General features: G+C 50.9%; 17 protein-coding genes, 2 tRNA genes, 1 other RNA gene and 3 pseudogenes. 9 read left to right on the forward strand and 14 right to left on the reverse strand.

The window, feature by feature from the left end:
* Nucleotides 1-4 precede the first annotated feature (4 nt).
* Nucleotides 5-415: a histone-like nucleoid-structuring protein H-NS gene (gene hns / locus A7589_RS03390; protein WP_001287384.1), complete on the forward strand. Its 411-nt coding sequence runs from the start codon at nucleotides 5-7 to the stop codon at nucleotides 413-415.
* A gap of 146 nt (nucleotides 416-561) precedes the next feature.
* On the opposite strand, the gene galU is transcribed toward hns, so the two are convergent.
* The 3 genes from galU to rssA form a co-directional block, all read right to left on the reverse strand.
* On the reverse strand, nucleotides 562-1470 hold the full coding sequence (gene galU / locus A7589_RS03395) for a UTP--glucose-1-phosphate uridylyltransferase GalU (protein ID WP_000718987.1): 909 nt from the start codon (nucleotides 1468-1470) through the stop codon (nucleotides 562-564).
* 201 nt (nucleotides 1471-1671) lie between these two features.
* Entirely contained in the window at nucleotides 1672-2685 is a 1014-nt protein-coding gene (gene rssB, locus A7589_RS03400; RefSeq protein ID WP_000193438.1) for a two-component system response regulator RssB, read from the reverse strand.
* Between the two features lie 86 nt (nucleotides 2686-2771).
* A complete protein-coding gene (gene rssA, locus A7589_RS03405) occupies nucleotides 2772-3683 on the reverse strand; it encodes a patatin-like phospholipase RssA (protein ID WP_010350469.1) in 912 nt (303 codons plus the stop codon).
* A 112-nt stretch (nucleotides 3684-3795) separates the two neighbouring features.
* Here rssA and A7589_RS03410 point away from each other — a divergent pair, with 112 nt between their 5' ends.
* The 5 genes from A7589_RS03410 to A7589_RS03430 all read left to right on the forward strand — a co-directional run bounded on the left by A7589_RS03410 (nucleotide 3796) and on the right by A7589_RS03430 (nucleotide 5689).
* On the forward strand, nucleotides 3796-4254 hold the full coding sequence (locus A7589_RS03410; protein ID WP_016158404.1) for a YchJ family protein: 459 nt from the start codon (nucleotides 3796-3798) through the stop codon (nucleotides 4252-4254).
* 49 nt (nucleotides 4255-4303) lie between these two features.
* The gene (purU, locus tag A7589_RS03415) at nucleotides 4304-5146 is read left to right on the forward strand and encodes a formyltetrahydrofolate deformylase (protein ID WP_000555850.1); all 843 of its coding nucleotides are present in this window, start codon (nucleotides 4304-4306) and stop codon (nucleotides 5144-5146) included.
* Between the two features lie 159 nt (nucleotides 5147-5305).
* Nucleotides 5306-5390: transfer RNA gene (locus tag A7589_RS03420), tRNA-Tyr, on the forward strand.
* A 33-nt stretch (nucleotides 5391-5423) separates the two neighbouring features.
* Nucleotides 5424-5508, forward strand: a tRNA-Tyr gene (locus A7589_RS03425).
* Between the two features lie 48 nt (nucleotides 5509-5556).
* A non-coding RNA gene (locus A7589_RS03430) (RtT sRNA) lies at nucleotides 5557-5689 on the forward strand.
* A gap of 16 nt (nucleotides 5690-5705) precedes the next feature.
* On the opposite strand, the pseudogene A7589_RS03435 reads toward A7589_RS03430, so the two are convergent.
* From A7589_RS03435 to narK, 8 genes and pseudogenes are all read right to left on the reverse strand, one after another.
* Nucleotides 5706-6797: pseudogene (locus A7589_RS03435) on the reverse strand (fatty acid desaturase family protein).
* A pseudogene (locus A7589_RS23180) lies at nucleotides 6784-7674 on the reverse strand (sterol desaturase family protein); the annotation flags it as partial. The pseudogenes A7589_RS23180 and A7589_RS03435, both read right to left, overlap by 14 nt.
* A pseudogene (locus A7589_RS23185) lies at nucleotides 7669-8361 on the reverse strand (sterol desaturase family protein); the annotation flags it as partial. The pseudogenes A7589_RS23180 and A7589_RS23185, both read right to left, overlap by 6 nt.
* A gap of 262 nt (nucleotides 8362-8623) precedes the next feature.
* Nucleotides 8624-9301, reverse strand: a complete 678-nt coding sequence (gene narI / locus A7589_RS03445) for a respiratory nitrate reductase subunit gamma (protein ID WP_001160106.1) — start codon at nucleotides 9299-9301, stop codon at nucleotides 8624-8626.
* A complete protein-coding gene (narJ, locus tag A7589_RS03450) occupies nucleotides 9301-10011 on the reverse strand; it encodes a nitrate reductase molybdenum cofactor assembly chaperone (protein ID WP_000571677.1) in 711 nt (236 codons plus the stop codon). The genes narI and narJ overlap by 1 nt, the downstream gene beginning before the upstream one ends.
* Complete coding sequence (gene narH / locus A7589_RS03455; protein ID WP_000702663.1) at nucleotides 10008-11546, reverse strand: nitrate reductase subunit beta; 1539 nt, start codon at nucleotides 11544-11546, stop codon at nucleotides 10008-10010. The genes narJ and narH overlap by 4 nt, the downstream gene beginning before the upstream one ends.
* Nucleotides 11543-15286 carry a nitrate reductase subunit alpha gene (locus tag A7589_RS03460; protein WP_000032862.1) on the reverse strand — a complete coding sequence of 1248 codons (3744 nt, stop codon included), beginning with the start codon at nucleotides 15284-15286 and terminating at the stop codon, nucleotides 11543-11545. The genes narH and A7589_RS03460 overlap by 4 nt, the downstream gene beginning before the upstream one ends.
* Nucleotides 15287-15677: 391 nt before the next feature.
* Nucleotides 15678-17069, reverse strand: coding sequence for a nitrate transporter NarK (narK, locus tag A7589_RS03465; RefSeq protein ID WP_000019814.1), 1392 nt, complete (start codon nucleotides 17067-17069; stop codon nucleotides 15678-15680).
* Nucleotides 17070-17407: 338 nt separating this feature from the next.
* On the opposite strand from narK, the gene narX reads away from it, so the two are divergent.
* Both narX and narL read left to right on the forward strand, forming a co-directional pair.
* Nucleotides 17408-19204: a nitrate/nitrite two-component system sensor histidine kinase NarX gene (gene narX, locus A7589_RS03475; protein WP_000918093.1), complete on the forward strand. Its 1797-nt coding sequence runs from the start codon at nucleotides 17408-17410 to the stop codon at nucleotides 19202-19204.
* Nucleotides 19197-19847 carry a two-component system response regulator NarL gene (gene narL / locus A7589_RS03480; protein ID WP_000070495.1) on the forward strand — a complete coding sequence of 217 codons (651 nt, stop codon included), beginning with the start codon at nucleotides 19197-19199 and terminating at the stop codon, nucleotides 19845-19847. Before narX ends, narL begins: the two co-directional genes overlap by 8 nt.
* Here narL and A7589_RS03485 read toward each other — a convergent pair whose 3' ends face one another.
* Complete coding sequence (locus tag A7589_RS03485; RefSeq protein ID WP_000087128.1) at nucleotides 19848-21242, reverse strand: YchO/YchP family invasin; 1395 nt, start codon at nucleotides 21240-21242, stop codon at nucleotides 19848-19850.
* Between the two features lie 183 nt (nucleotides 21243-21425).
* On the opposite strand from A7589_RS03485, the gene ychN reads away from it, so the two are divergent.
* Entirely contained in the window at nucleotides 21426-21779 is a 354-nt protein-coding gene (gene ychN / locus A7589_RS03490; protein ID WP_001169665.1) for a DsrE/F sulfur relay family protein YchN, read from the forward strand.
* Between the two features lie 55 nt (nucleotides 21780-21834).
* Here ychN and chaC read toward each other — a convergent pair whose 3' ends face one another.
* The gene (gene chaC, locus A7589_RS03495) at nucleotides 21835-22530 is read right to left on the reverse strand and encodes a glutathione-specific gamma-glutamylcyclotransferase (protein WP_010355523.1); all 696 of its coding nucleotides are present in this window, start codon (nucleotides 22528-22530) and stop codon (nucleotides 21835-21837) included.
* A 157-nt stretch (nucleotides 22531-22687) separates the two neighbouring features.
* Nucleotides 22688-22918 (reverse strand): putative cation transport regulator ChaB, encoded by a 231-nt coding sequence (gene chaB / locus A7589_RS03500; RefSeq protein WP_001146436.1) that lies wholly within the window; start codon nucleotides 22916-22918, stop codon nucleotides 22688-22690.
* Between the last annotated feature and the right edge of the window lie 181 nt (nucleotides 22919-23099).

Below are 23099 nucleotides of genomic sequence, written 5' to 3' on the forward strand. Positions count from 1 at the left end.
TACAATGAGCGAAGCACTTAAAATTCTGAACAACATCCGTACTCTTCGTGCGCAAGCAAGAGAATGTACACTTGAAACGCTGGAAGAAATGCTGGAAAAATTAGAAGTAGTTGTTAACGAGCGTCGCGAAGAAGAAAGTGCGGCTGCTGCTGAAGTTGAAGAACGCACTCGTAAACTGCAACAATATCGTGAAATGCTGATCGCTGACGGTATTGACCCGAACGAACTGCTGAATAGCATGGCGGCTGTTAAATCCGGCACCAAAGCTAAACGCGCACAGCGTCCAGCTAAATATAGCTACGTTGACGAGAACGGCGAAACCAAAACCTGGACTGGCCAGGGTCGTACTCCGGCTGTAATCAAAAAAGCAATGGATGAGCAAGGTAAATCCCTCGACGATTTCCTGATCAAGTAATAATCTTTTTTAGATTACGCTCGCTTAAAATCCCGCCATTGGCGGGATTTTTTATTGTCCGTTTTAAGACTATCCAATAAGAATAAGCTATAAAAAAACGGCATTGATAACTCAATGCCGTTTCGTAGAAAACACCGCTATTGGTGTTACTTCTTAATGCCCATCTCTTCTTCAAGCCAGGCTTTAAATTCAGCACCCAGCGAGTTGTGACGAATACCGTATTCAACGAAAGCCTGCATGTAACCTAATTTATTACCGCAGTCATGGCTCTTCCCTTTCATGTGATAGGCTTCAACCGTTTCTTTTTCGATCAGCATATCAATAGCATCGGTAAGTTGAATTTCATCGCCTGCTCCCGGAGGAGTTTTTGCCAGCAGCGGCCAAATATCGGCGCTAAGTACGTAACGACCAACAATAGCGAGATTGGACGGTGCAACATCTGCTTTCGGTTTTTCTACTACACCGACCATAGGCACACTTTCACCCGGCGCTAAATCCACGCCTTTGCAATCCACAACACCATATGCAGTCACATCAGCAACAGGCTCAACCATGATCTGGCTATGGCCAGTTTCATCAAAGCGGCGGATCATCTCTGCGAGGTTATCCTGCGACAAATCGGATTCATATTCATCCAGAATAACATCAGGCAAAATAACAGCCACAGGTTCATCACCAACTACCGGGTGAGCACACAATACTGCGTGCCCTAAACCTTTCGCCAGCCCCTGACGAACTTGCATAATAGTTACGTGCGGAGGGCAAATAGACTGCACTTCATCAAGCAGCTGGCGTTTTACACGTTTTTCCAGCATTGCTTCCAGTTCAAAACTGGTATCAAAGTGGTTTTCAATAGAGTTTTTCGATGAGTGAGTAACCAGCACAATTTCAGTAATACCAGCCGCAATACATTCATTCACGACGTATTGAATTAATGGCTTATCGACAAGCGGTAGCATCTCTTTCGGGATAGCTTTCGTCGCCGGCAACATCCTGGTTCCTAATCCCGCTACGGGGATAACGGCTTTTTTGACTTTCGTGTTAATGGCAGCCATTTAAATTCTCCTGGACTGTTCGTGTATTGAACGTGTTCATATTTCTGTATCACATCCCAGTATATCAGTACCCTGGCGACGCCTGGTTCCGAAAAGGAAGCGAGTTAACATAATTAAGACAATTACTTATACGAATGGCGACGATAGTACCACCAGCCGACATTAGCGGGTAATGCAATTTTATCCCAAATTATCGTTTGCTCAATTCGCAGACAACATCAAGCGTAGCCTTCCACCAGCGCCCCAAATTTGGCATTGCCAGGCATCACATCTCTGACTCAATTGATTCAAATAAGTGTTGCCTAATGTTCCTAACGGAACGCCATTACTGATTTGAATCTGGTGTTCACCCGCATTCAACGTCGCATTCAAGCCTGCGGATACCAGAATGAGATTTTTTAATTCACGATGATAATAGCCGACTAATAGAGGAAATTGACCGGGCAGATTGGCCTGGCGTAGTAAATGGTTTACCTGCTTCAATAACGCGCCTAACTCAGGCAAAGGTTGATTCTGGTGCGCAAGCTGTTCTTGTAATAAGCCATTAAACAACGCACGTAATAACAAGGCGGCAAGGACGCCATTATGTCCAGCACGGGTTACATCAAGGCAATAAAAAGCCAGATCGTTTTCCGAAAGTGCTGCAATATCAAGTACCAGACCAGGTTTATCAACAGCAACGAGTTGGCGATAATTAACCCGGCAATGGGAAATCTCCTGCTGAACCGGTGGTTGTAATTCTTGCAATAATTTCGCGGCAGCTGTCGGATTATCGACCATTGCATCCCAATCGCGAAAAAGTCTTTCTTCTTCCTCAACCCTGGAGTTAAACATGCTGGGATACAGGCAAGCAAAAACCATCTCACGCAAGCGATTAAGGTCTTTAACTGGTTTCAGCAAAACATCTTCCACACCCAGCCGTAATGCTTTCGCAATATCTGCCATATTTTCCGTAGCAGAAATCACCAGAACCGGGGTTTGGTCTCCCCGGTTGCGTATATGTTCCAGCAGTTTTAAGCCATTCATTCTTGGCATTGCAATATCACATATCATCAGATCGGGTGTAAAACCGCCCAGTAGCTCAAGGGCATCCACCCCATCAGCCGCCAGTACTGTCGTTGCTCCCAATGAGGAAAACCATGAATCCAGAAGCGAGCGAAAGACTGGCTCATCTTCAACTATGAGAATCTGTTTTCCGACCAATGGCTGCGTCATGTTCTCTCCCCTGACTGGCTTTATTCAATAGTGACATGCTATTGCCATCAGTGCCTGTCAGAATTAACTTAAGTGTAGATAAAAAATCAGGTCAAAACGTTGGTTCGAACCAGCGGTAAAAGTTCATCCATTTTCTTCTCTACCGCTAATTGTCCTGCCGCAATGGCAGCATTTGCACGATGAAAATCCAGAGTGGATATCTGCGGGCATAAAGGTTGAATCAGAATATCAGGCGGATCCCCAGCCATACGGTTTCGTTTAAGACGGTTTTCCAGCACCTGGATAGACGTGGTCATAATCTCTGTTGCGGTTGGCGCAGTCACTGCCCGACGTGCCGTTATACTGCTTAATCGTTCTTTCAAACGCGCATGCCACGGGAGAGGATCGTCGTTCTCGCCATTATCTTCACTGACATTAAATGAAAGGAGATCTTGTTGCATTAAATGAGCATCGTGCTGCAGATCGACCGCAATCACAATATCAGCGCCCATCGCACGCGTGAGGGAAATAGGAATCGGATTAACAACTGCGCCATCAACCAGCCAATAGCCGTTATGAGCGACCGGCGCCATTAGGCCGGGGATGCTGCATGATGCACGAATAGCAAGATGGAGGTCGCCTTCGGTAAACCAGAGTTCTCGCCCCGTGCTTAAATTAGTGGCAACCGCAGCGAAACGGCGTGAACAATTTTCGATCTCTGTTTCCGGCATTATTTCGCGGTACTGGTTGAACACACGCTCACCGCGCAACAATCCACCACGCTGCCAGGAAAGATCCATCAGCCGTAAAACATCCCAATAGCTAAAAGAGGTAACCCACTGTTCAAGCGCGGTCAGGCGATCACATGCAAAAGCAGCGCCCACCAGCGAACCGATTGAACATCCAGCGACGATATCTATTTCAATGCCCATTTTTTTAAGCGCGTTAATGACGCCAATATGCGACCATCCTCGCGCCGCGCCAGATCCTAGCGCCAGCCCTATTTTTATCTTTCTCATTGTTCCTGAAGGCTTCCCCTGGAATGCAGCCGTAGCCACATCGCTACTGCTCGGTTAACATAGTGCTACGCAGGCGATTAATACGCCGTTATTGTTTCCAGGGAGATTATTTGTGTCTGAGCTTTGTCCCTGTGGTAGTGCTGTCGAGTATAGCCTATGTTGCCACCGTTATGTGTCTGGTGAAAAGGTCGCACCTGATCCAGAACATCTCATGCGTTCGCGTTACTGCGCTTTTGTGATGCAGGACGCAGATTATTTAATTAAGACCTGGCATCCGTCCTGTGGCGCAGCGGCGTTACGTGCCGAATTGATTGCCGGATTTGCGCATACCGAATGGTTAGGGCTGACCGTATTTGAGCGTTCATATCACGAAGGAGATAACGTAGGTTATGTTAGCTTCGTCGCCCGATTTGCCGAACAGGGTAAAACAGGAGCGATAATTGAACGTTCGCGATTTTTGAAAGAAAACGGTCAGTGGTACTATATTGACGGTACACGTCCACAGTTTGGCCGCAACGATCCCTGCCCTTGTGGTTCAGGTAAAAAATTTAAAAAGTGCTGCGGCCAATAATGGTTGACGGTACGGTTTAGCAAACACTCTCAACAAGGTTTTTCCAGCAATGCACTCACTCCAACGAAAAGTTCTGCGTACTATTTGTCCGGATCAAAAAGGTCTGATCGCGCGCATTACTAATATTTGCTACAAGCACGAGTTAAATATCGTGCAGAACAATGAATTTGTTGATCATCGTACCGGACGCTTTTTTATGCGCACGGAACTGGAAGGCATTTTTAATGATTCGACCCTGCTGGCGGATCTCGATAGCGCATTGCCGGAAGGCTCTGTGCGCGAACTAAATCCCGCCGGTCGTCGCCGGATAGTCATTCTGGTCACTAAAGAAGCGCATTGCCTTGGCGATCTGCTGATGAAAGCCAATTACGGTGGACTGGATGTGGAAATCGCGGCAGTCATCGGCAACCACGATACCTTGCGTTCGCTGGTTGAACGTTTTGATATTCCATTTGAACTGGTCAGCCATGAAGGATTAAGTCGCAACGAGCACGATCAAAAGATGGCAGATGCCATTGATGCTTATCAGCCTGATTACGTTGTGCTGGCGAAGTATATGCGCGTATTAACGCCGGAATTTGTGGCGCGCTTCCCGAATAAAATTATCAATATTCACCACTCATTCCTGCCGGCGTTTATTGGGGCACGTCCGTATCATCAGGCCTATGAACGCGGCGTGAAGATAATTGGCGCAACGGCACACTATGTAAATGACAATCTGGATGAAGGTCCAATCATTATGCAGGACGTTATTCATGTGGATCACACTTATACAGCCGAAGATATGATGCGTGCAGGTCGTGACGTCGAGAAAAACGTATTAAGCCGCGCCCTTTACCAGGTTTTGGCGCAACGTGTGTTTGTTTACGGTAACCGGACGATTATTCTTTAATCGCCAGCAAAAAGAACTGGTTGCCTTTAATCCGTTACGGATGAAAATTACGCAACCAGTTCATTTTTCTCAACGTAACGCTTTACAGCGGCGTGTCATTTGGTATGATGCGCCCCGCTTCCCAATGAGGGAGCAGGCCAGTAAAAAGCATTACCCCGTGGTGGGGTTCCCGAGCGGCCAAAGGGAGCAGACTGTAAATCTGCCGTCATCGACTTCGAAGGTTCGAATCCTTCCCCCACCACCATCTTGAGCATTACCTACAATTTGATTTTCCCCTGGTGGGGTTCCCGAGCGGCCAAAGGGAGCAGACTGTAAATCTGCCGTCATCGACTTCGAAGGTTCGAATCCTTCCCCCACCACCATTACTTCCTGAATAACACCTGAATTACCTAACGACTCCGTCAGTAAATCATTCTGCCCATAGGGGAAGGATGAGAAGCTTCGACTAAGGTTCGACTCGAGCGTCAGCGAGAGAGCGTTGCCGCAGGCAACGACCCGAAGGGTGAGGAGCTTTAGCTCCGAATAATCCTTCCCCCACCACCATCTCTTAATTCGTTTCTCACTCTATCGGTTTCTCCCCCATTTTCCGCAAAAACTGCTGCTGTAGCCTCAACAAATCCGCTAACGTTAACAACTGATAATCCAGCCCTTGCTGTGTGGCGATTTGCGCAATAATGCGGCTTAACGCTGGGTAATGACGATGGTGCCAGTGAGGAAACAGATGATGGGTAAGATGCAAATTAATCCCGCCCAGCCAGTAGCCAAACCATGCAGGTTGCGGTGCCTAGTCAAAGGTGGTGGCGAAGGTATGCGCCAGCCTGCCTCTTACCATTTTGCCCTCTTCCGGCGGTAACTGCGTATGCCCCTTTGCCCAGTGCGTTCCGATAATCAACATCACAAAGATCAGTGACGCCAGCAACTGGCTAAGCAGATACGTTAGCAGGATGGTCATAAAACCAAATTCAGACAGAAGCCAGGGAAGTATCAGGCACAGCACACAATGCGCCAGTTTTCCGGCTAAGAAATACCCCCAGCCAGCAAAGCCACGCTCAGCCAGATGACGCGTTACCGGCGTAAAGCCCGTACGATCGAGCCAGTCCACCACCCAGATATACCAGGGAAAGGTTAGCGCAGCGACCAGCGGCCAGTAGCGATGTTGCTGGCGCATAAAAGGTCGCCACCGTTGCCACGGAGTCTGGCGAAGAATGCCATTTTCTGCGGTATCTGGATCGTAAAATTCAATATTGGTAAAGCCGTGATGAAAGCGAACGTGGCGCACCCGCCAGCAATCCGGATCAAGCCCCATCGGGAACGCAACCCACCGGTTAAGCCAGGCATTGGCCTTTTTACCGCGCATAAACGCATCGTGCGAAGCGTCATGCACCACATTGACCGCTAATAGCATGGCGCAAAACATCATCGCCAGATACCACAATAAGTACAGTCCCCACTGACTTTGAGACAACGCCAGCGAATAACAGGATAGACCAGCAAAAATCAACACCACCATTTTGGCGAATGCCCATCCGTCGGCATACCGATGATCGCCTGATTTCGCCAGATAAACTTTCGTACCGTTTTGCAGTTGTTTCACCAGTTGCGGATCATCGGCAGGAAAAGTAATCAACCTGTCGGGATTAAACAGGTTCATAGTGTATCCTGAGCGATTTACGTCCCACCCCGATTACGAATAACACGCAATGAGCCAGCAAAATGCCCGCTAATCCCTTCCAGAGCAAAGTGCTCCATGAACACATATAAAGAATAAAATAGAGCAGTGACAACGTCACAGAACACCAAAGAATCATTCCCCAACGCAGCCCGTCGCTCATCCCCCCTAAGGCTACTGAACCTGCCACCAGCAACACAAATAATACAGCCTGCTCACTGGTAATAAACTCAATGCCATAGCCATATTGCTGGATGTAGCCAAGCACCAGCATAAACAGCAGGATCACCCCTGCCCCCACCGCCCACAGAGAACTCTGGTGGCGACGTTCAATCGTTTTGCCAAATGAGCGAAAGCCCATTAAGCGTAAAAACGGCAGATTACTCTCGCGCATCGGGTTACAGGACAAGCGACTATTTTTTACGCCATAGGCCACGTCATGATCCGGCCCTGCACTCCAGGAACCGAAAAGTTTATCCCATAACAAAAAGGTGCCGCCGTAATTGGTATCGGCATATTGCTTTTCATTCAGATGATGGACGCGATGATGCGAAGGCGTAATCAGCACTTTTTCCAGCCAACCCAGTTTCGGCGTTAGCGCGTTATGGTTAAAAAATTGCCAACTATAGTGAATAATAGAAACTGCCAAAAAGACCTGCAATGGCACACCAAGCATCGCCAGCAGCATAAAAAACGGGATTGAGGTTAACGAGGAGTACCACGAGTTCCGCACGCCTAATGACAGGTTGTAATGTTCCCCCTGATGATGCACCACATGTACCGCCCACAGCGGGCGCATCTCATGATGCCAGCGATGTAGCCAGTAAAAGCCGAAATCCCACGCCAGCAAAGTAAACAGCGGTTTCCCCTGCATATGAAAAAGGAAGTCGCTATCTCTGATGCCTGAACGAGGATTACGCCGCGTGCCGCCAGCACGAATTTCACACAGCTCGTTACCTTCGGGATACATTTCGATCAGGCTGGCGATAATCCCGCTGCGACCATCGCCCCGCTCAACAATCGCGCACGCCGCGCCGTCACCAAAAATTAAAGACGACTCTTCATGATCCCAGTCAATACCGCGTGAAGCGATATCTGCCGAGACGATGGCAATCCGTCGGTATGCCCCACAGTTTAATAATCCGGCAGCGACTTCCAGAGCGGAAATAAAGCTGACGCAGCTGCTGTTGATATCAAACCCGGCAACGCCTGCGGGCATGGCAGCGGCTTTAAGAATATGAATTGCGCTACAGGGTAATGCCTGTACGGCAATGGCTGACGCACAAATTAGCAGATCGATATCAGAAGGTTTTAAGGCAGCCGCTGTTAACGCATTATGCAAAGCTTCTGCCGCCAGTTCGGCCTGGCTGGCGTCGTTGCTGGCAAAATAACGCCAGCAAATGCCGGAACGTCGCTCAACGTAGCCCGCAGGTTTATTTAACTGAACATCCAGTTGTTGAGAGGTGATTTTATCAGGGGGTAAGGCGATCCCCGTGGCGATTATTTTTAACGCCGCAGAGAGCGTCGGATGATTAGGTAGATCCACGGTCAGTGCTCCTTCACTGCTCCAGGGGGACCTATCATATAGATGAGCTATGTTTGCCTACAATCTGAAAAAATCGACAGAGTGTAACTGGCGATTTCAGCAGACTGACAACGTGCGTTACGTTATGCCGGATGCGGCGTGAACGACTTATCCGGCCTACAAAAATCTGCAAATTCAATACATTGCAGAATTTTCGCAGGCCTGATAAGCGCAGCGCATCAGGCATTTTGCCGTTTCGCGCCAGACGACTTATTTTCCTGACTTAGTGGCGAGCACGCACCAGCTGATATTTCCGTGTCAGATACTCCACCGGTACGCTCCAGATGTGTACCAGACGCGAGAACGGGAACAGCAGGAATAACGTCATCCCCAGCACCAGGTGCAGACGGAAGATAAACGCCACACCATCGAGGTGTTGAGAAGCGCCACCGTGGAAGGTCACCACCGACTGCGCCCAGCCAACCAGTTTCATCATCTCTCTACCGTCCATATGCTGAGCGGAGAACGGAATGGTCAGCAGGCCCAGCGCGCACTGGATAACGAGCAGCGACAGGATCAGGATATCCGCTCCGGTAGTCGTTGCACGCACGCGTGGGCTGAACAGACGACGCTTCAGCAACAGCACGCCGCCAATCAGACACAGCACGCCGCTGGCACCACCAGCAAACATCGCCATTTTCTGTTTCACTTCAATTGGCAGCCAGGCTTCATACATCCAGTGCGGCGTCAGCATACCGAAGAAGTGACCGACAAAAATCCCCAGAATCCCGATATGGAACAGGTTCGACGCCAGGTTCATCCCTTTGCGATCCAGCATCTGGCTGGACGCCGCGCGCCAGGTGTACTGCCCGTAGTCATAACGCAGCCAGCTACCAATCAGGAAGACCGCCCCGGCTATGTACGGGTAGATATCAAAGAAGAACATATTCAGGAATTGCATTAGTGCTGTCCTCCGGTGGTGATATTCAGATATTGCGGCGCGACGGCACCGGCAAAGCGACGCTGATGAGCAGTGATTGCTGAATCACCGCAGCCTTTGTCAGCAAAGAATTTAACCTGCTCTTCTTCCCAGACAGCATCCAGCGCCTGCGGCGTATCATCGCGCGCTTCGTCGGCAATTTTTTCCGCCACTTTGTCGCTGTCGATAGCGGTATTGGCCAGTTTCAGCAGCAGATCAAACAGCACGGCATAACGGCTTTCACGCTGTTGCAGACGCGCGCTCAGCAACGCCAGAATCGGCGCGATATCTTTCAAACCTTCCACGGCTTCGCTTTGCGCCAGCTGCGCCAGGTACTCCAGATACAACGGCAGATGATCCGGCAGTTCACGACTGTTTAACTGCAAGCCGTGTTGCTCATACTGCGCCAGCAAATCCACCATCGCCTGACCACGATCGCGGGATTCGCCGTGCACATGTTCAAACAGTAACAGCGACGTGGCGCGACCACGGTCGAACAGTTCGCTGTACTGTGCCTGAGCGTCCAGCGGATCCATCGCGGTTAAATCGCGCAGGAAAATGCCCAGCGCATGGGCATCCTCTTTTGACAGATTTTCCGACGCAGCAATCGCCTCAAACATCTCTTGTTGATGCTGCCATAAGGCAGCATCCGGATATTCAAGGAGACGCGATACAATCACGAGTTCGATCATGGATGCGGCTCCGTTTTGCTGGTCACATCGATGGCATCAATACGACGGCTGTTGAACAGATTGAATTTGGTATCTGAACCGTGGCAGCCGTCACCAAAGGTAAAGCCGCAACCATTTTTCTCCGGGAAGGCTTCCCGCGCCAGTTCACGATGGCTGCTCGGCACCACAAAGCGATCTTCGTAGTTTGCAATCGCCAGATAACGATACATCTCCTGTGCCTGGGCTTCGGTCAGGCCGACCTCTTCCAGCGCACGGGTATCAACTTTACCGTCAACGGTTTCAGCTCGTTTGTAATGACGCATTGCCAGCATACGTTTCAACGCGAGCAGTACCGGTTGGGTATCACCGGCGGTCAGCAGATTCGCCAGGTACTGAACCGGGATACGCAGGCTTTCTACATCTGGCAGAATGCCGTTGCTACCCAGCTCGCCCGCGTCTGCCGCAGACTGAATCGGTGACAGAGGCGGCACGTACCAGACCATCGGCAATGTGCGATATTCCGGGTGCAGCGGCAGCGCCAGTTTCCATTCCATCGCCATTTTATAAACCGGCGACTGTTGTGCGGCTTCAATAACGCTCAGCGGAATACCGTCTTTAATTGCCTGCTCGATGACTTTCGGATCGTTTGGATCGAGGAACACTTCCAACTGACGCTGGTAGAGATCTTTCTCGTTCTCGGTGCTGGCCGCACGTTCAATGGCGTCAGCATCGTACAACAGCACGCCAAGATAACGGATACGACCAACACAGGTTTCTGAGCACACCGTCGGCTGACCGGCTTCAATACGCGGATAGCAGAAGATGCACTTCTCAGATTTACCGCTCTTCCAGTTGAAGTAGATTTTTTTGTACGGGCATCCGGTGATGCACATACGCCAGCCACGGCATTTATCCTGATCGATCAGTACGATGCCATCTTCTTCACGTTTGTAGATAGCCCCGCTCGGACAGGTCGCCACACATGCCGGGTTGAGGCAGTGTTCACACAGACGCGGCAAATACATCATGAAGGTGTTTTCGAACTGGCTATACATCGCCTTCTGGATGTTGTCGAAGTTCTTGTCTTTCGCCAGTTTGTCAAACTCGCCGCCCAGGTCATCTTCCCAGTTCGGCCCTTTTTCGATTTTCGCCATCCGTTCGCCAGTAATCAGCGAACGTGGACGGGCAATCGGCTGCGATTTGCTACCTTCCGGCGCGGTATGCAGATTCTGATAATCAAAATCGAACGGCTCGTAATAATCGTCGATCCCCGGCAAATGCGGGTTGGCGAAGATTTTACCCAGCAGCATCGCGCGGTTACCCATACGCGGTTGCAGTTTGCCGTTGATTTTACGGATCCAACCGCCTTTGTATTTTTCCTGGTTTTCCCAGTCGGTAGGGAAACCCTGACCCGGCTTGGTTTCAACGTTGTTGAACCACGCGTACTCAACGCCTTCGCGGCTGGTCCAGACGTTTTTACAGGTAACTGAACAGGTGTGGCAGCCGATGCACTTATCGAGATTCAGCACCATGCCGACTTGTGAACGAATTTTCATTTTACGCTCTCCTGTACCTGGTCATTGCCTTCGCCATCTAACCAGTCAATGTTCTTCATCTTACGCACTACAACAAACTCATCGCGGTTAGAACCTACGGTGCCGTAGTAGTTAAAGCCGTATGCCAGATGGGCATAGCCACCGATCATATGCGTCGGTTTCGGCGTGATACGGGTGACCGAGTTATGAATCCCCCCACGCTGCTGCGTGATTTCCGAACCTGGCAGGTTAACGATACGTTCCTGCGCGTGGTACATCATGGTCATCCCTGCCGGAACACGCTGGCTGACAACCGCACGGGCAGTCAGCGCACCGTTGCTGTTGAAGACTTCAATCCAGTCGTTGTCGGCAATACCCAAATCTTTGGCATCGGCTTCGCTCAGCCAGACCACCGGCCCACCGCGACCTAAAGTCAGCATCAGCAGGTTGTCGCTGTAAGTGGAATGAATACCCCACTTCTGGTGTGGCGTCAGGAAGTTCAGGGCTTTTTCCGGGTTACCGTTGGATTTCTGTCCCATCACTTCTTTCACCGAACGGGTATCGATCGGCGGACGATAAACCAGCAGGCTTTCACCAAAATCACGCATCCACTGATGATCCTGATACAGCTGCTGACGACCAGAGAGCGTACGCCACGGGATCAGCTCGTGAACGTTGGTGTAACCGGCGTTGTAAGAAACGTGTTCATCTTCCAGACCAGACCAGGTCGGGCTGGAGATAATTTTGCGCGGCTGTGCCTGAATATCGCGGAAGCGGATTTTCTCGTCTTCTTTATTCAGCGCCAGATGCGTATGGTCGCGACCGGTAAACTCGCTCAGTGCCGCCCAGGCTTTCACGGCTACCTGACCGTTGGTTTCCGGTGCCAGCGTCAGGATCATCTCTGCCGCATCAATTGCGGTGTTGAGCATCGGCTGGCCTTTCGCCGGACCTTCAGCCTTGGTGTAGTTGAGCTTACGCAGCAGATCCATCTCGCTCTGGGTGTTCCAGGCAATCCCTTTACCGCCGTTACCGATTTTCTCCATCAGTGGGCCGATAGAGGTAAAGCGTTCGTAAGTGGCCGGATAATCGCGCTCAACCACCATAATGTGCGGTGCGGTTTTACCTGGGATCAGGTCGCATTCGCCTTTTTTCCAGTCTTTCACATCCAGCGGCTGCGCCAGTTCGGCGGCGGAGTCGTGCTGAATTGGCAGCGTAACGATGTCGGTTTCTTTACCCAGATGACCAACGCACACTTCGGAGAATTTCTTCGCGATGGCTTTGTAGATTTCCCAGTCGCTTTTCGCTTCCCAGGCCGGATCGACCGCCGCAGACAGCGGGTGAATAAACGGATGCATATCCGAAGTATTCATGTCGTCTTTTTCGTACCAGGTCGCCGTCGGCAAAATGATGTCGGAATAGAGACAAGTGCTCGACAGACGGAAGTCCAGCGTCACCACCAGATCCAGCTTGCCTTCCAGACCGTTATCCTGCCAGTCCACTTCTTCCGGCTTCACGCCGCCCTGCTGCCCCAGATCTTTACCCTGGATACCGTGTTCCGTCCCCAGCAGATACTTGAGCATAAACTCATGACCTTTACCGGAAGAGCCCAGCAGGTTAGAACGCCAGATAAACAGGTTACGCGGATGGTTTTTACCGTTTTCCGGCTGTTCCGCAGCAAAACGGATTGAACCCTCTTTCAGGGATTTCACCGTATAGTCCACCGGATTCATGCCCGCTTTTTCTGCTTCGCGAGCAATAGTCAGCGGGTTAGTGCCTAGCTGCGGCGCAGACGGCAGCCAGCCCATACGTTCCGCACGCACGTTGAAGTCGATCAGGTGTCCGGTATAGCGGGATTTATCCGCCATCGGCGACAGCAACTCTTCTGCGGTCACGGTTTCATAACGCCACTGGCTGGAGTGGTTATAAAAGTAAGAGGTGCTGTTCATGTGACGCGCCGGACGCTGCCAGTCAAGGGCAAACGCCAGCGGCTGCCAGCCGGTTTGCGGACGCAGTTTTTCCTGCCCCACGTAGTGTGCCCAGCCACCGCCGCTTTGACCGACACAGCCGCAGAAAATCAGCATGTTGATCAGACCGCGATAGTTCATATCGAGGTGATACCAGTGGTTCAGACCGGCACCGACGATAATCATCGAACGACCGTGAGTTTTATCAGCGTTGTCGGCAAATTCACGGGCAATACGGATAATCTGGCTACGAGAAACACCGGTGATCTGCTCAGCCCACGCAGGGGTGTAGGCTTTCACGTCGTCATAGCTGGTCGCGCAGTTAACGTCGTTCAGACCACGCTCCAGGCCGTAGTTTGCCAGCGTCAAATCATAAACGGTGGTCACCAGTGCAGTGCTGCCATCAGCCAGTTGCAGGCGTTTTACCGGCAGCTTGTGCAGCAGAATGTTTTCCAGCTCCACTTTATTGAAGTGTTCCGTGCCGTCGCCGCCAAAGTACGGGAAGCCCACTTCAGCGATCTCATCCTGACTACCCAGCAGACTCAGTTGCAGTTCGGTTTCTTCACCAGTTTTGCCGTCGCGCTGTTCAAGATTCCATTTGCCCTTCTCGCCCCAACGGAAACCGATCGAACCGTTCGGCACAACCATTTCACCTTGCGTATTAAAGGCTACGGTTTTCCATTCCGGGTTGTTTTCCTGACCCAGCGCATCAACCAGATCGGCGGCGCGCAGCATACGACCCGCAGCGTAATAACCGTCGCGCTCTTCCAGCATTACCAGCATCGGCATGTCGGTGTAGCGGCGCACATAATCGGTGAAATACTGGCTTGGGTTATCGAGATGGAATTCACGCAGCATCACGTGACCCATTGCCAGCGCCATTGCTGCGTCGGTGCCCTGTTTCGGTGCCAGCCACAGATCGCACAGTTTGGCGATTTCAGCGTAGTCCGGCGTGACGGCAACAGTTTTGGTGCCTTTGTAACGCACTTCAGTAAAGAAGTGAGCATCCGGGGTACGCGTCTGCGGCACGTTTGAACCCCAGGCGATGATGTAGCTGGAGTTGTACCAGTCAGCAGATTCCGGTACGTCAGTTTGCTCGCCCCAGGTTTGCGGAGACGCAGGAGGCAGGTCGCAGTACCAGTCGTAGAAGCTTAAGCAAGTACCGCCAATCAGCGAGAGATAGCGCGCACCTGATGCGTAAGAAACCATCGACATTGCCGGAATTGGCGAGAAGCCGGCGACACGGTCCGGGCCGTAGTTTTTGATGGTGTAAACATTAGATGCGGCAATCAGTTCGTTCACTTCCTGCCAGGAAGAACGAACAAAACCACCGCGTCCACGCGCCTGTTTAAAGCTTTTCGCTTTATCGGCGTCTTCGATAATAGAAGCCCATGCCTCAACCGGATCGCTATGCTGCGCCTTCGCTTCACGCCACATTTTCATCAGGCGTTTACGCATCATTGGGTATTTCAGGCGATTGGCGCTATAGAGATACCAGGAGTAGCTGGCACCGCGCGGACAGCCGCGAGGTTCATGGTTTGGCAGATCCGGACGAGTACGCGGATAGTCAGTCTGCTGGGTTTCCCAGGTCACCAGACCGTTTTTAACGTAGATTTTCCAGCTGCAGGAGCCGGTGCAGTTTACCCCGTGGGTAGAGCGGACGATTTTGTCATGCTGCCAACGCTGGCGATATCCATCCTCCCAGTCACGGTTGGTATTGAGAAGCTGGCCATGCCCATCGGCAAAGGTATCACCCTTCTGTTTGAAGTAGCGAAACCGGTCCAGGAATTTACTCATCGGTTTTCTCCTGTGGGAGCCTGTCGGCTCTCTGATAAATCGACATTGCTAATGTTTAAAACGAAGGTAACGCTCTGAAACGTCGTGGGAATTGATAACGATCAAGAGTGGTGGGGATGAAAAATAAAGTAAATTCCTAATATACCCCTTTGGGATAATTAATATTTATTACGCAACTTATTGTAAATTAATGGTTTTTACATCGATCACCATTTAAACACTTCGGATTTTTATACAGATGGGTATTAAGGAGTATCCCCCATGGATGACATATTAATGGCGCTTAATTGACGCCGTTGAAATAATTATCCTCTTAAAGTATGTTGTAACTAAATGAGAAATAAAAAAAGCGCGACATTACGCCGCGCAAAGGATAATCAAATATTACGATTTATTTTTTAGAATGCCGACCGTATACCGCCCAGGTAATTACCACGCAGGCGATATAGAAAATCAAAAATACTTTCATTGCACCGACTGGCGACCCTGTTAATGCCAGTGAGCTACCGAACGCTTTCGGGATAAAGAAGCCACCAATAGCGCCAATCGCGGAGATGAAGCCCAGCGCCGCCGCAGTGTCGGTTGCCGCTTCACGCATGGCACGTTCGTCAGAACCGCCTTCTGCTTTCACGCGATCCATCGTCAGTTTACGGAAGATCACGGAAATCATCTGGAAGGTGGAACCACTACCCAGCCCCGCCGTCAGGAACAGCGCCAGGAAGACTACAAAGAACGCCATGAAGTTTCCGCCTTGCCCGTCAGTCGGTAAGGTGAGGAACAGCAGACCACTGAAAATCGCCATCAGCACGAAGTTCACCAGCGTTACACGAGTACCGCCGAGACGGTCAGATAATGCTCCCCCCGCAGAACGCGCCAGTGCGCCAATAAACGGTCCGAAGAAGGCGTAGTGCAGGATCTGTACATCCGGAAACTGCGTTTTAGACAGCATGGCAAAACCCGCAGAGAAGCCGATGAAGGAACCGAAGGTTGCCAGATACAGCAGGCTCATAATCCACAGATGACCCCGTTTGAGTACCGGCAACTGCTCCTTGATAGAGGCTTTCGAGGTAGCAAGGTCGTTCATGCCAAACCACGCTGCAATGGTGAAGATGGCGAGGAACGGCACCCATACCCAGGACGCGTTAGCCAGATACAATTCGGTGCCATCCGGCTGTGTTACGCCCTGGCTGCCAAATGCAGCAAAAATTGACAGTGATACCACCAGCGGAGCAACCAGCTGCATGACGCTAACGCCCATGTTGCCCAGACCACCGTTCAGCCCCAGCGCGCCACCCTGCTTCTGCTTCGGAAAAAAGAAGCTGATGTTTGCCATACTGGAGGCGAAGTTCGCGCCAGCAAAGCCGCACAGCAGAGAAATGATGATGAATACGCTGTATGGCGTAGTGGTATCCTGCACGGCAAAACCCAGCCAGACGCAAGGAATAATCAGAATACCGGTGCTGAACGCCGTCCAGCGACGACCGCCGAAGATTGGAACCATAAAGGAGTATGGCACACGCAATAATGCGCCAGAAACCGAAGGTAGTGCAGTCAAAAGAAACAGCTGATCGGTCGTAAAATTAAAGCCGACTTTCGGCAAATTCACCGCGACGGCACTGAATAACATCCATACACAAAACGCCAGTAGCAGACAGGGAACGGAAATCCACAGATTGCGGCTGGCTATACGCTGGCCGCGCTGTTGCCAGAACGCAGGATCTTCCGGTCGCCAATCAGTAATGACAGCTCCAGTAGCCCTTTCGGGGGCGGATGAGTGACTCATAGACACCTCTGATACTCGTTTCGATGTCTGCCACCTTAGTGTCTGTAGCCAAAGGTAATTTGATGTAAATCAAACGATAAGATAACTTTATCTATCATTGATATTTATCATTACCCATAGTGAGTACAGAGATTTCATAAAAATTATGAGATTTTTCACAGTACTGTAAAATCCCTACTCTTACTGATGTAAATCGACTAACCACACGGCAAATAAGGAGTAACTCTTTCCGGGTATGGGTATACTTCAGCCAATAGCCGAGAATAACGCCATCCCAGAATGTATCGTCACATTCATTAAGGTTATTGCTCATTCAAAGCCTGAAGGAAGAGGTTTACATGCTTAAACGTTGTCTCTCTCCGCTCACCCTGGTTAATCAGGTTGCGCTTATTGTTTTGCTTTCTACCGCTATTGGACTGGCGGGGATGGCGGTTTCTGGCTGGCTGGTACAAGGCGTTCAGGGCAGCGCCCATGCTATTAACAAAGCGGGATCGCTGCGTATGCAAACTTATCGGCTACTGGCGGCAGTGCCATTAAGCGAGAAAGACAAGCCCTTAATCAAGGAGATGGAACAAACGGCATTTAGCACCGAATTAACTCGAGCAGCAGAACGAGACGGGCAACTGGCGCAATTGCAGGGTTTGCAGGATTACTGGCGCCATGAGCTGATTCCTGCGCTGCTACACGCACAAAGCCGCGAAACGGTGTCGGCTGACGTCAGCCAGTTTGTTGCCGGGCTTGATCAGTTGGTATCTGGTTTTGACCGCACCACGGAAATGCGTATTGAGACGGTCGTACTGGTCCATCGGGTGATGGCTGTGTTTATGGCACTTCTACTGGTATTTACCATCATATGGCTGCGGGCACGGCTGCTACAGCCGTGGCGGCAATTGCTGGCGATGGCGAGTGCCGTCAGCCATCGCGATTTTACCCAGCGGGCGAATATCAGCGGGCGCAACGAAATGGCGATGCTCGGAACAGCACTGAACAATATGTCTGCGGAACTGGCGGAGAGTTATGCCGTACTTGAGCATCGGGTACAGGAGAAAACTGCCGGGCTGGAGCATAAAAATCAGATACTCTCGTTTTTGTGGCAGGCTAACCGTCGTTTGCATTCTCGCGCCCCGCTGTGTGAACGCCTGTCACCTGTACTCAACGGCTTGCAAAATTTAACCCTGCTGCGTGATATCGAACTGCGGGTATATGACACTGAAGATGAAGAGAATCATCAGGAGTTCACCTGCCAGCCGGACATGACCTGCGACGACAAAGGTTGCCAGCTCTGCCCGCGCGGGGTATTACCCGTCGGCGATCGCGGCACGACCCTGAAATGGCGACTGGCGGATTCTCATATGCAGTACGGCATTTTGCTGGCGACCCTGCCTCAGGGCCGTCATCTGAGCCATGATCAACAGCAACTGGTGGATACACTGGTTGAGCAATTAACCGCCACTCTGGCGCTGGATCGCCATCAGGAACGCCAGCAGCAGTTGATCGTGATGGAAGAGCGTGCCACCATTGCGCGCGAACTACATGATTCTATTGCCCAATCTCTCTCTTGTATGAAGATGCAGGTGAGTTGTTTACAGATGCAAGGCGACGCACTGCCAGAAAGCAGCCGCGAATTGTTAAGCCAAATCCGTAACGAACTGAATGCGTCGTGGGCGCAGTTGCGTGAGTTGCTCACCACATTCCGTTTGCAGCTCACCGAACCGGGATTACGCCCGGCACTGGAGGCGAGTTGTGAAGAGTACAGCGCCAAATTTGGCTTCCCGGTGAAGCTGGATTACCAGTTGCCACCGCGTCTGGTGCCCTCGCATCAGGCAATCCATCTATTGCAAATTGCCCGTGAGGCTTTAAGTAACGCCCTCAAACATTCGCAAGCGAGCGAGGTCGTTGTAACGGTGGCGCAAAACGATAATCAGGTCAAACTGACCGTCCAGGATAACGGCTGCGGGGTGCCTGAAAATGCCATCCGCAGCAATCACTACGGCATGATAATTATGCGTGACCGTGCGCAAAGTCTGCGTGGCGACTGCCGCGTCCGCCGTCGTGAATCAGGTGGCACCGAAGTGGTGGTCACCTTTATTCCCGAAAAAACTTTCACAGACGTCCAAGGAGATACCCATGAGTAATCAGGAACCGGCTACTATCCTGCTGATCGACGATCACCCGATGCTGCGAACTGGCGTAAAACAGCTTATCAGCATGGCCCCCGATATCACTGTGGTTGGCGAAGCGAGCAATGGCGAGCAGGGTATTTTACTTGCGGAATCTCTCGATCCTGATCTGATTCTGCTTGATCTGAATATGCCCGGTATGAACGGTCTGGAAACGCTGGATAAACTGCGCGAAAAATCTTTATCCGGCCGCATTGTGGTATTCAGCGTCTCGAACCATGAAGAAGACGTCGTCACCGCGCTGAAACGCGGCGCAGATGGCTATCTGTTAAAAGATATGGAGCCGGAAGATCTGTTGAAAGCGTTACACCAGGCTGCTGCTGGCGAAATGGTACTAAGCGAGGCATTAACCCCTGTTCTGGCCGCCAGCCTGCGTGCTAACCGCGCCACGACTGAACGCGACGTCAACCAGTTAACGCCGCGCGAGCGCGATATTCTGAAACTGATTGCTCAGGGCTTACCGAATAAGATGATCGCCCGCCGCCTGGACATCACTGAAAGCACGGTCAAAGTGCACGTGAAGCACATGCTGAAAAAAATGAAGCTAAAATCTCGTGTGGAAGCCGCAGTATGGGTGCATCAGGAACGTATTTTCTGATTATGGTTCCCAGCGCAGTTCGTCCTTTGCCATTGCATCGAAAGGTTCGGCAAGCGTTAGCGTGATCTCATTGGAGGAGACACGCTGTCCCTGGTTATCTTCCACCACCACCGACAAGCGCCATCGATTGGTCGCCTCTTCTCCACTTTGCCAGTCCGGCACGATCAGCGTCCAGCCATCCGCACTGTTGGCAGTTGCTCCCGATGTCAGACTTAACATCTGCGTATCTCCCTGCCAGATCAATTGTCGAATACCGTAACGACTGTGGATTTGTAATTTCAGCGGCACCGTTTCACCAGGTTTAAGATCCCAGGGGGGCGTCGCCAGAAATACCGTTAAGGTTTTACGCTGATGATACTCAATGACCGGCAGATTATTCCGCTGCGGATTGTCATAGCGACTGCCGCGCAACGACTGACTCTCAGCAACTTCGCCAGCAGAAAGTTGTTTGTTTAGTGGCACCCCAAAGCGGTAGTTAATATTCAGCCCGAGATTATTTTGGCTTTCTCCACTTTCGCCTTGTTTATGCTGGGCGGTCATAGTAACGAGTGGGACAGGGGTGTAATTAAGCCCCAGACTCATGGCGACAGGATTATGATAACCCGTACCAGAATTAAACAGATCGACACGCTGACCAAAATATTGTTCGAGGCTGACACTGGTGTTGAGATGCTGGTAAAACGGCATTCGCATCCGGGCAGTCAAATCATAACCACGCGCCATACGCTGCTCGAGCGAGGCAGTCTGTTCATGCCATGAGGCAAAAGGCTGATAATAATTTGCCGACAGACGCAGATATTCTCCCCAGGCTTCAGCGCCAAACCCTGCCCGCTGAAGATTTTCATCTAACAAGTTGTCATAAAACGTGTTGTATCCCATCAACCATGTGCCATGCCTCCAGCGTTGACCAACGCCAAGGTTACTTACGAGTCCATCGTCCTGCTGGGTGAGTCCAAGTTGGCTCCATGTGAGATAACGCTCGTTATCCTGCAACGGTACAAACCAGCTCCCCCGGCTGTCGGTGAAATGCCCTTCGTTATCCACTTTGACGTCAACACTGGCGTTCCCCCACGGCGAAAGCCACGATTCCACATGCTGATTAACCTGCTGACTGAGCGCATCACGAACTTTTCCCAGCGCAAAGGCTTTTGCCTGCTCACCTGTATCCTGACCGTTATCGGTCATACTGGTTTCACCAAAATCTTTCACGATTTCGGCGAAGTGTTTTTCACCGTCATGATTTTCCGGTGCCATTCCTAAGTCCGGCAGACCATCCTTATCGTTATCAAAAGGATTTGCCGATCGCTGCTCAACGGATGGCTGTGCGCTGGCTATACCGCCTGCCAGCAGCAAGAGTAAATAAAGTGGGGTAACACGAGAGACGATACGGCTCAAAACGTCAGTAATTTCCGGTAAAAATGAACACCCATTACTTTATAGAATAACGATTACTGGTAACTTTTCTCGTACTTTCTCATGCTTTATGGAAAATCCTAAAAATGTGGCAAATTGGTCAGACAGCGTAAAAGCAGTAAGATAGAAGTCGGAAATCTAATTATCTGAATACAGGAGTGAGTAATGCAAAAAATCGTGATCGTTGCCAATGGCGCGCCCTACGGGAGCGAATCCTTATTTAACAGCCTGCGGCTGGCCATTGCGCTACGGGAGCAGGAGAGCAACCTGGATCTGCGTCTGTTCCTGATGTCTGATGCGGTAACTGCCGGATTACGCGGACAAAAACCGGGAGAAGGCTACAATATTCAGCAAATGCTTGAGATCCTCACTGCGCAAAATGTGCCTGTGAAATTGTGCAAAACCTGCACCGATGGTCGCGGTATCAGCCCACTTCCGCTGATTGATGGAGTTGAAATTGGCACACTGGTCGAGCTGGCGCAATGGACGCTGGTTGCCGATAAAGTGCTCACGTTTTAATTGCAGTATGGGGCGCTCAAGGTTACAGAAACGCCCCGCTGTGATGACTGTTTCATCAGGCAAAACCGGGCCGTAAGACACCATCCGGGAAATTCTCCGCCAGCAGTTTTTTCACCGACACCAGTAAATCCTTCAGCCCGTCATCCTGCATCCCCAGTTTGTTGAGCTCTTGTTCCAGAGAAAATAAATACTGTGCATTGGTTCCAAGTGGACCACTCGCCGCAGCAATCAACGGAGCAATCACCTGAGCTCGGGTATCGGACTCATATTCAGGATGGCGCGGATCCATAATAAACACCAGCGCGTTGACTGTGCGCCCGTCATCAAGATCAAGCTGGCACCAGGTTGGCAGATAGCAGCCGGTAATCATCTCCCGTTTCCACAGCAGGGTCAGTTCCTGCTCCAGCGTCTCTTCCGGCAAGCGATACGCCACTCCCGTGGTGCGACCGCCCTCTTTCAGGGCAAGCATCCTTCCCGGCTGGTGTGCAGTCCCCCTTCCGGCGGTCAGGCGCAGACAGAACGCCCGGTGCCAGCCAACCAGCGTACCGGTACAGGACTCGATAAACTCCAGCGCCGGATTCCACATCAACGATCCATAACCGAAGATCCACACCGCCCCCTCATCAGGACGACAAGCCAGCGTAGCTGACAGCGAGGCTGCCCGCTGTTCTGCCGACCATAAGAGTGATTCTTCAATAGTGCCAAATGCCGTTTTACAATCGGCATTCATCAAGAAATCCCGAGTTATCACCTTATACCTCCGCCACTGCATACTTCCCTGCGACAACTTTTTGGTGTCTTCCGGACATTTTTACTGCTCATTTTGGAACCATTACCGGGACAATATGCAATCTGCAGACCACTTGCAAGGCGGCGCCGCACGAATAGCTTTAACTCATCACCGGGAGTTATAACTTTTTATGCCATTTATCATCACTCCCTTTGGCATATTCATGTTTCACTGCTGCCCAGGCCACTTTATGCGCTGTCTCCTCCCGACTGGCATCATCACGCCGATCTTCTTTATCTTTATATTGATCCCAGGCGCTGTTGAATGCCTCTTTATAGATATCCTGGGCATGGGACGGTAGAACGTGTTTTACATTTTCCGGCAGATCGCTTTTTGTTTTATACGGCATTGTTGACTCCTTTTTTAAAGGTGAACTTTAAGTGTGGTCAACAATATCCACGCTTGCCAGCATATAAGACTTTTCACATCAGACTCTTCTTAAGAGGTGCTAATACAAACGTTGTCTAAACACGTTGATTATTTTTATACCCCAAAGAGTAAAAAAGCGACAGCGGGGTAAAATTTCGTAA

It is taken from the genome of Escherichia sp. MOD1-EC6475, from assembly GCF_003046645.1.
GTDB lineage: Bacteria > Pseudomonadota > Gammaproteobacteria > Enterobacterales > Enterobacteriaceae > Escherichia > Escherichia ruysiae.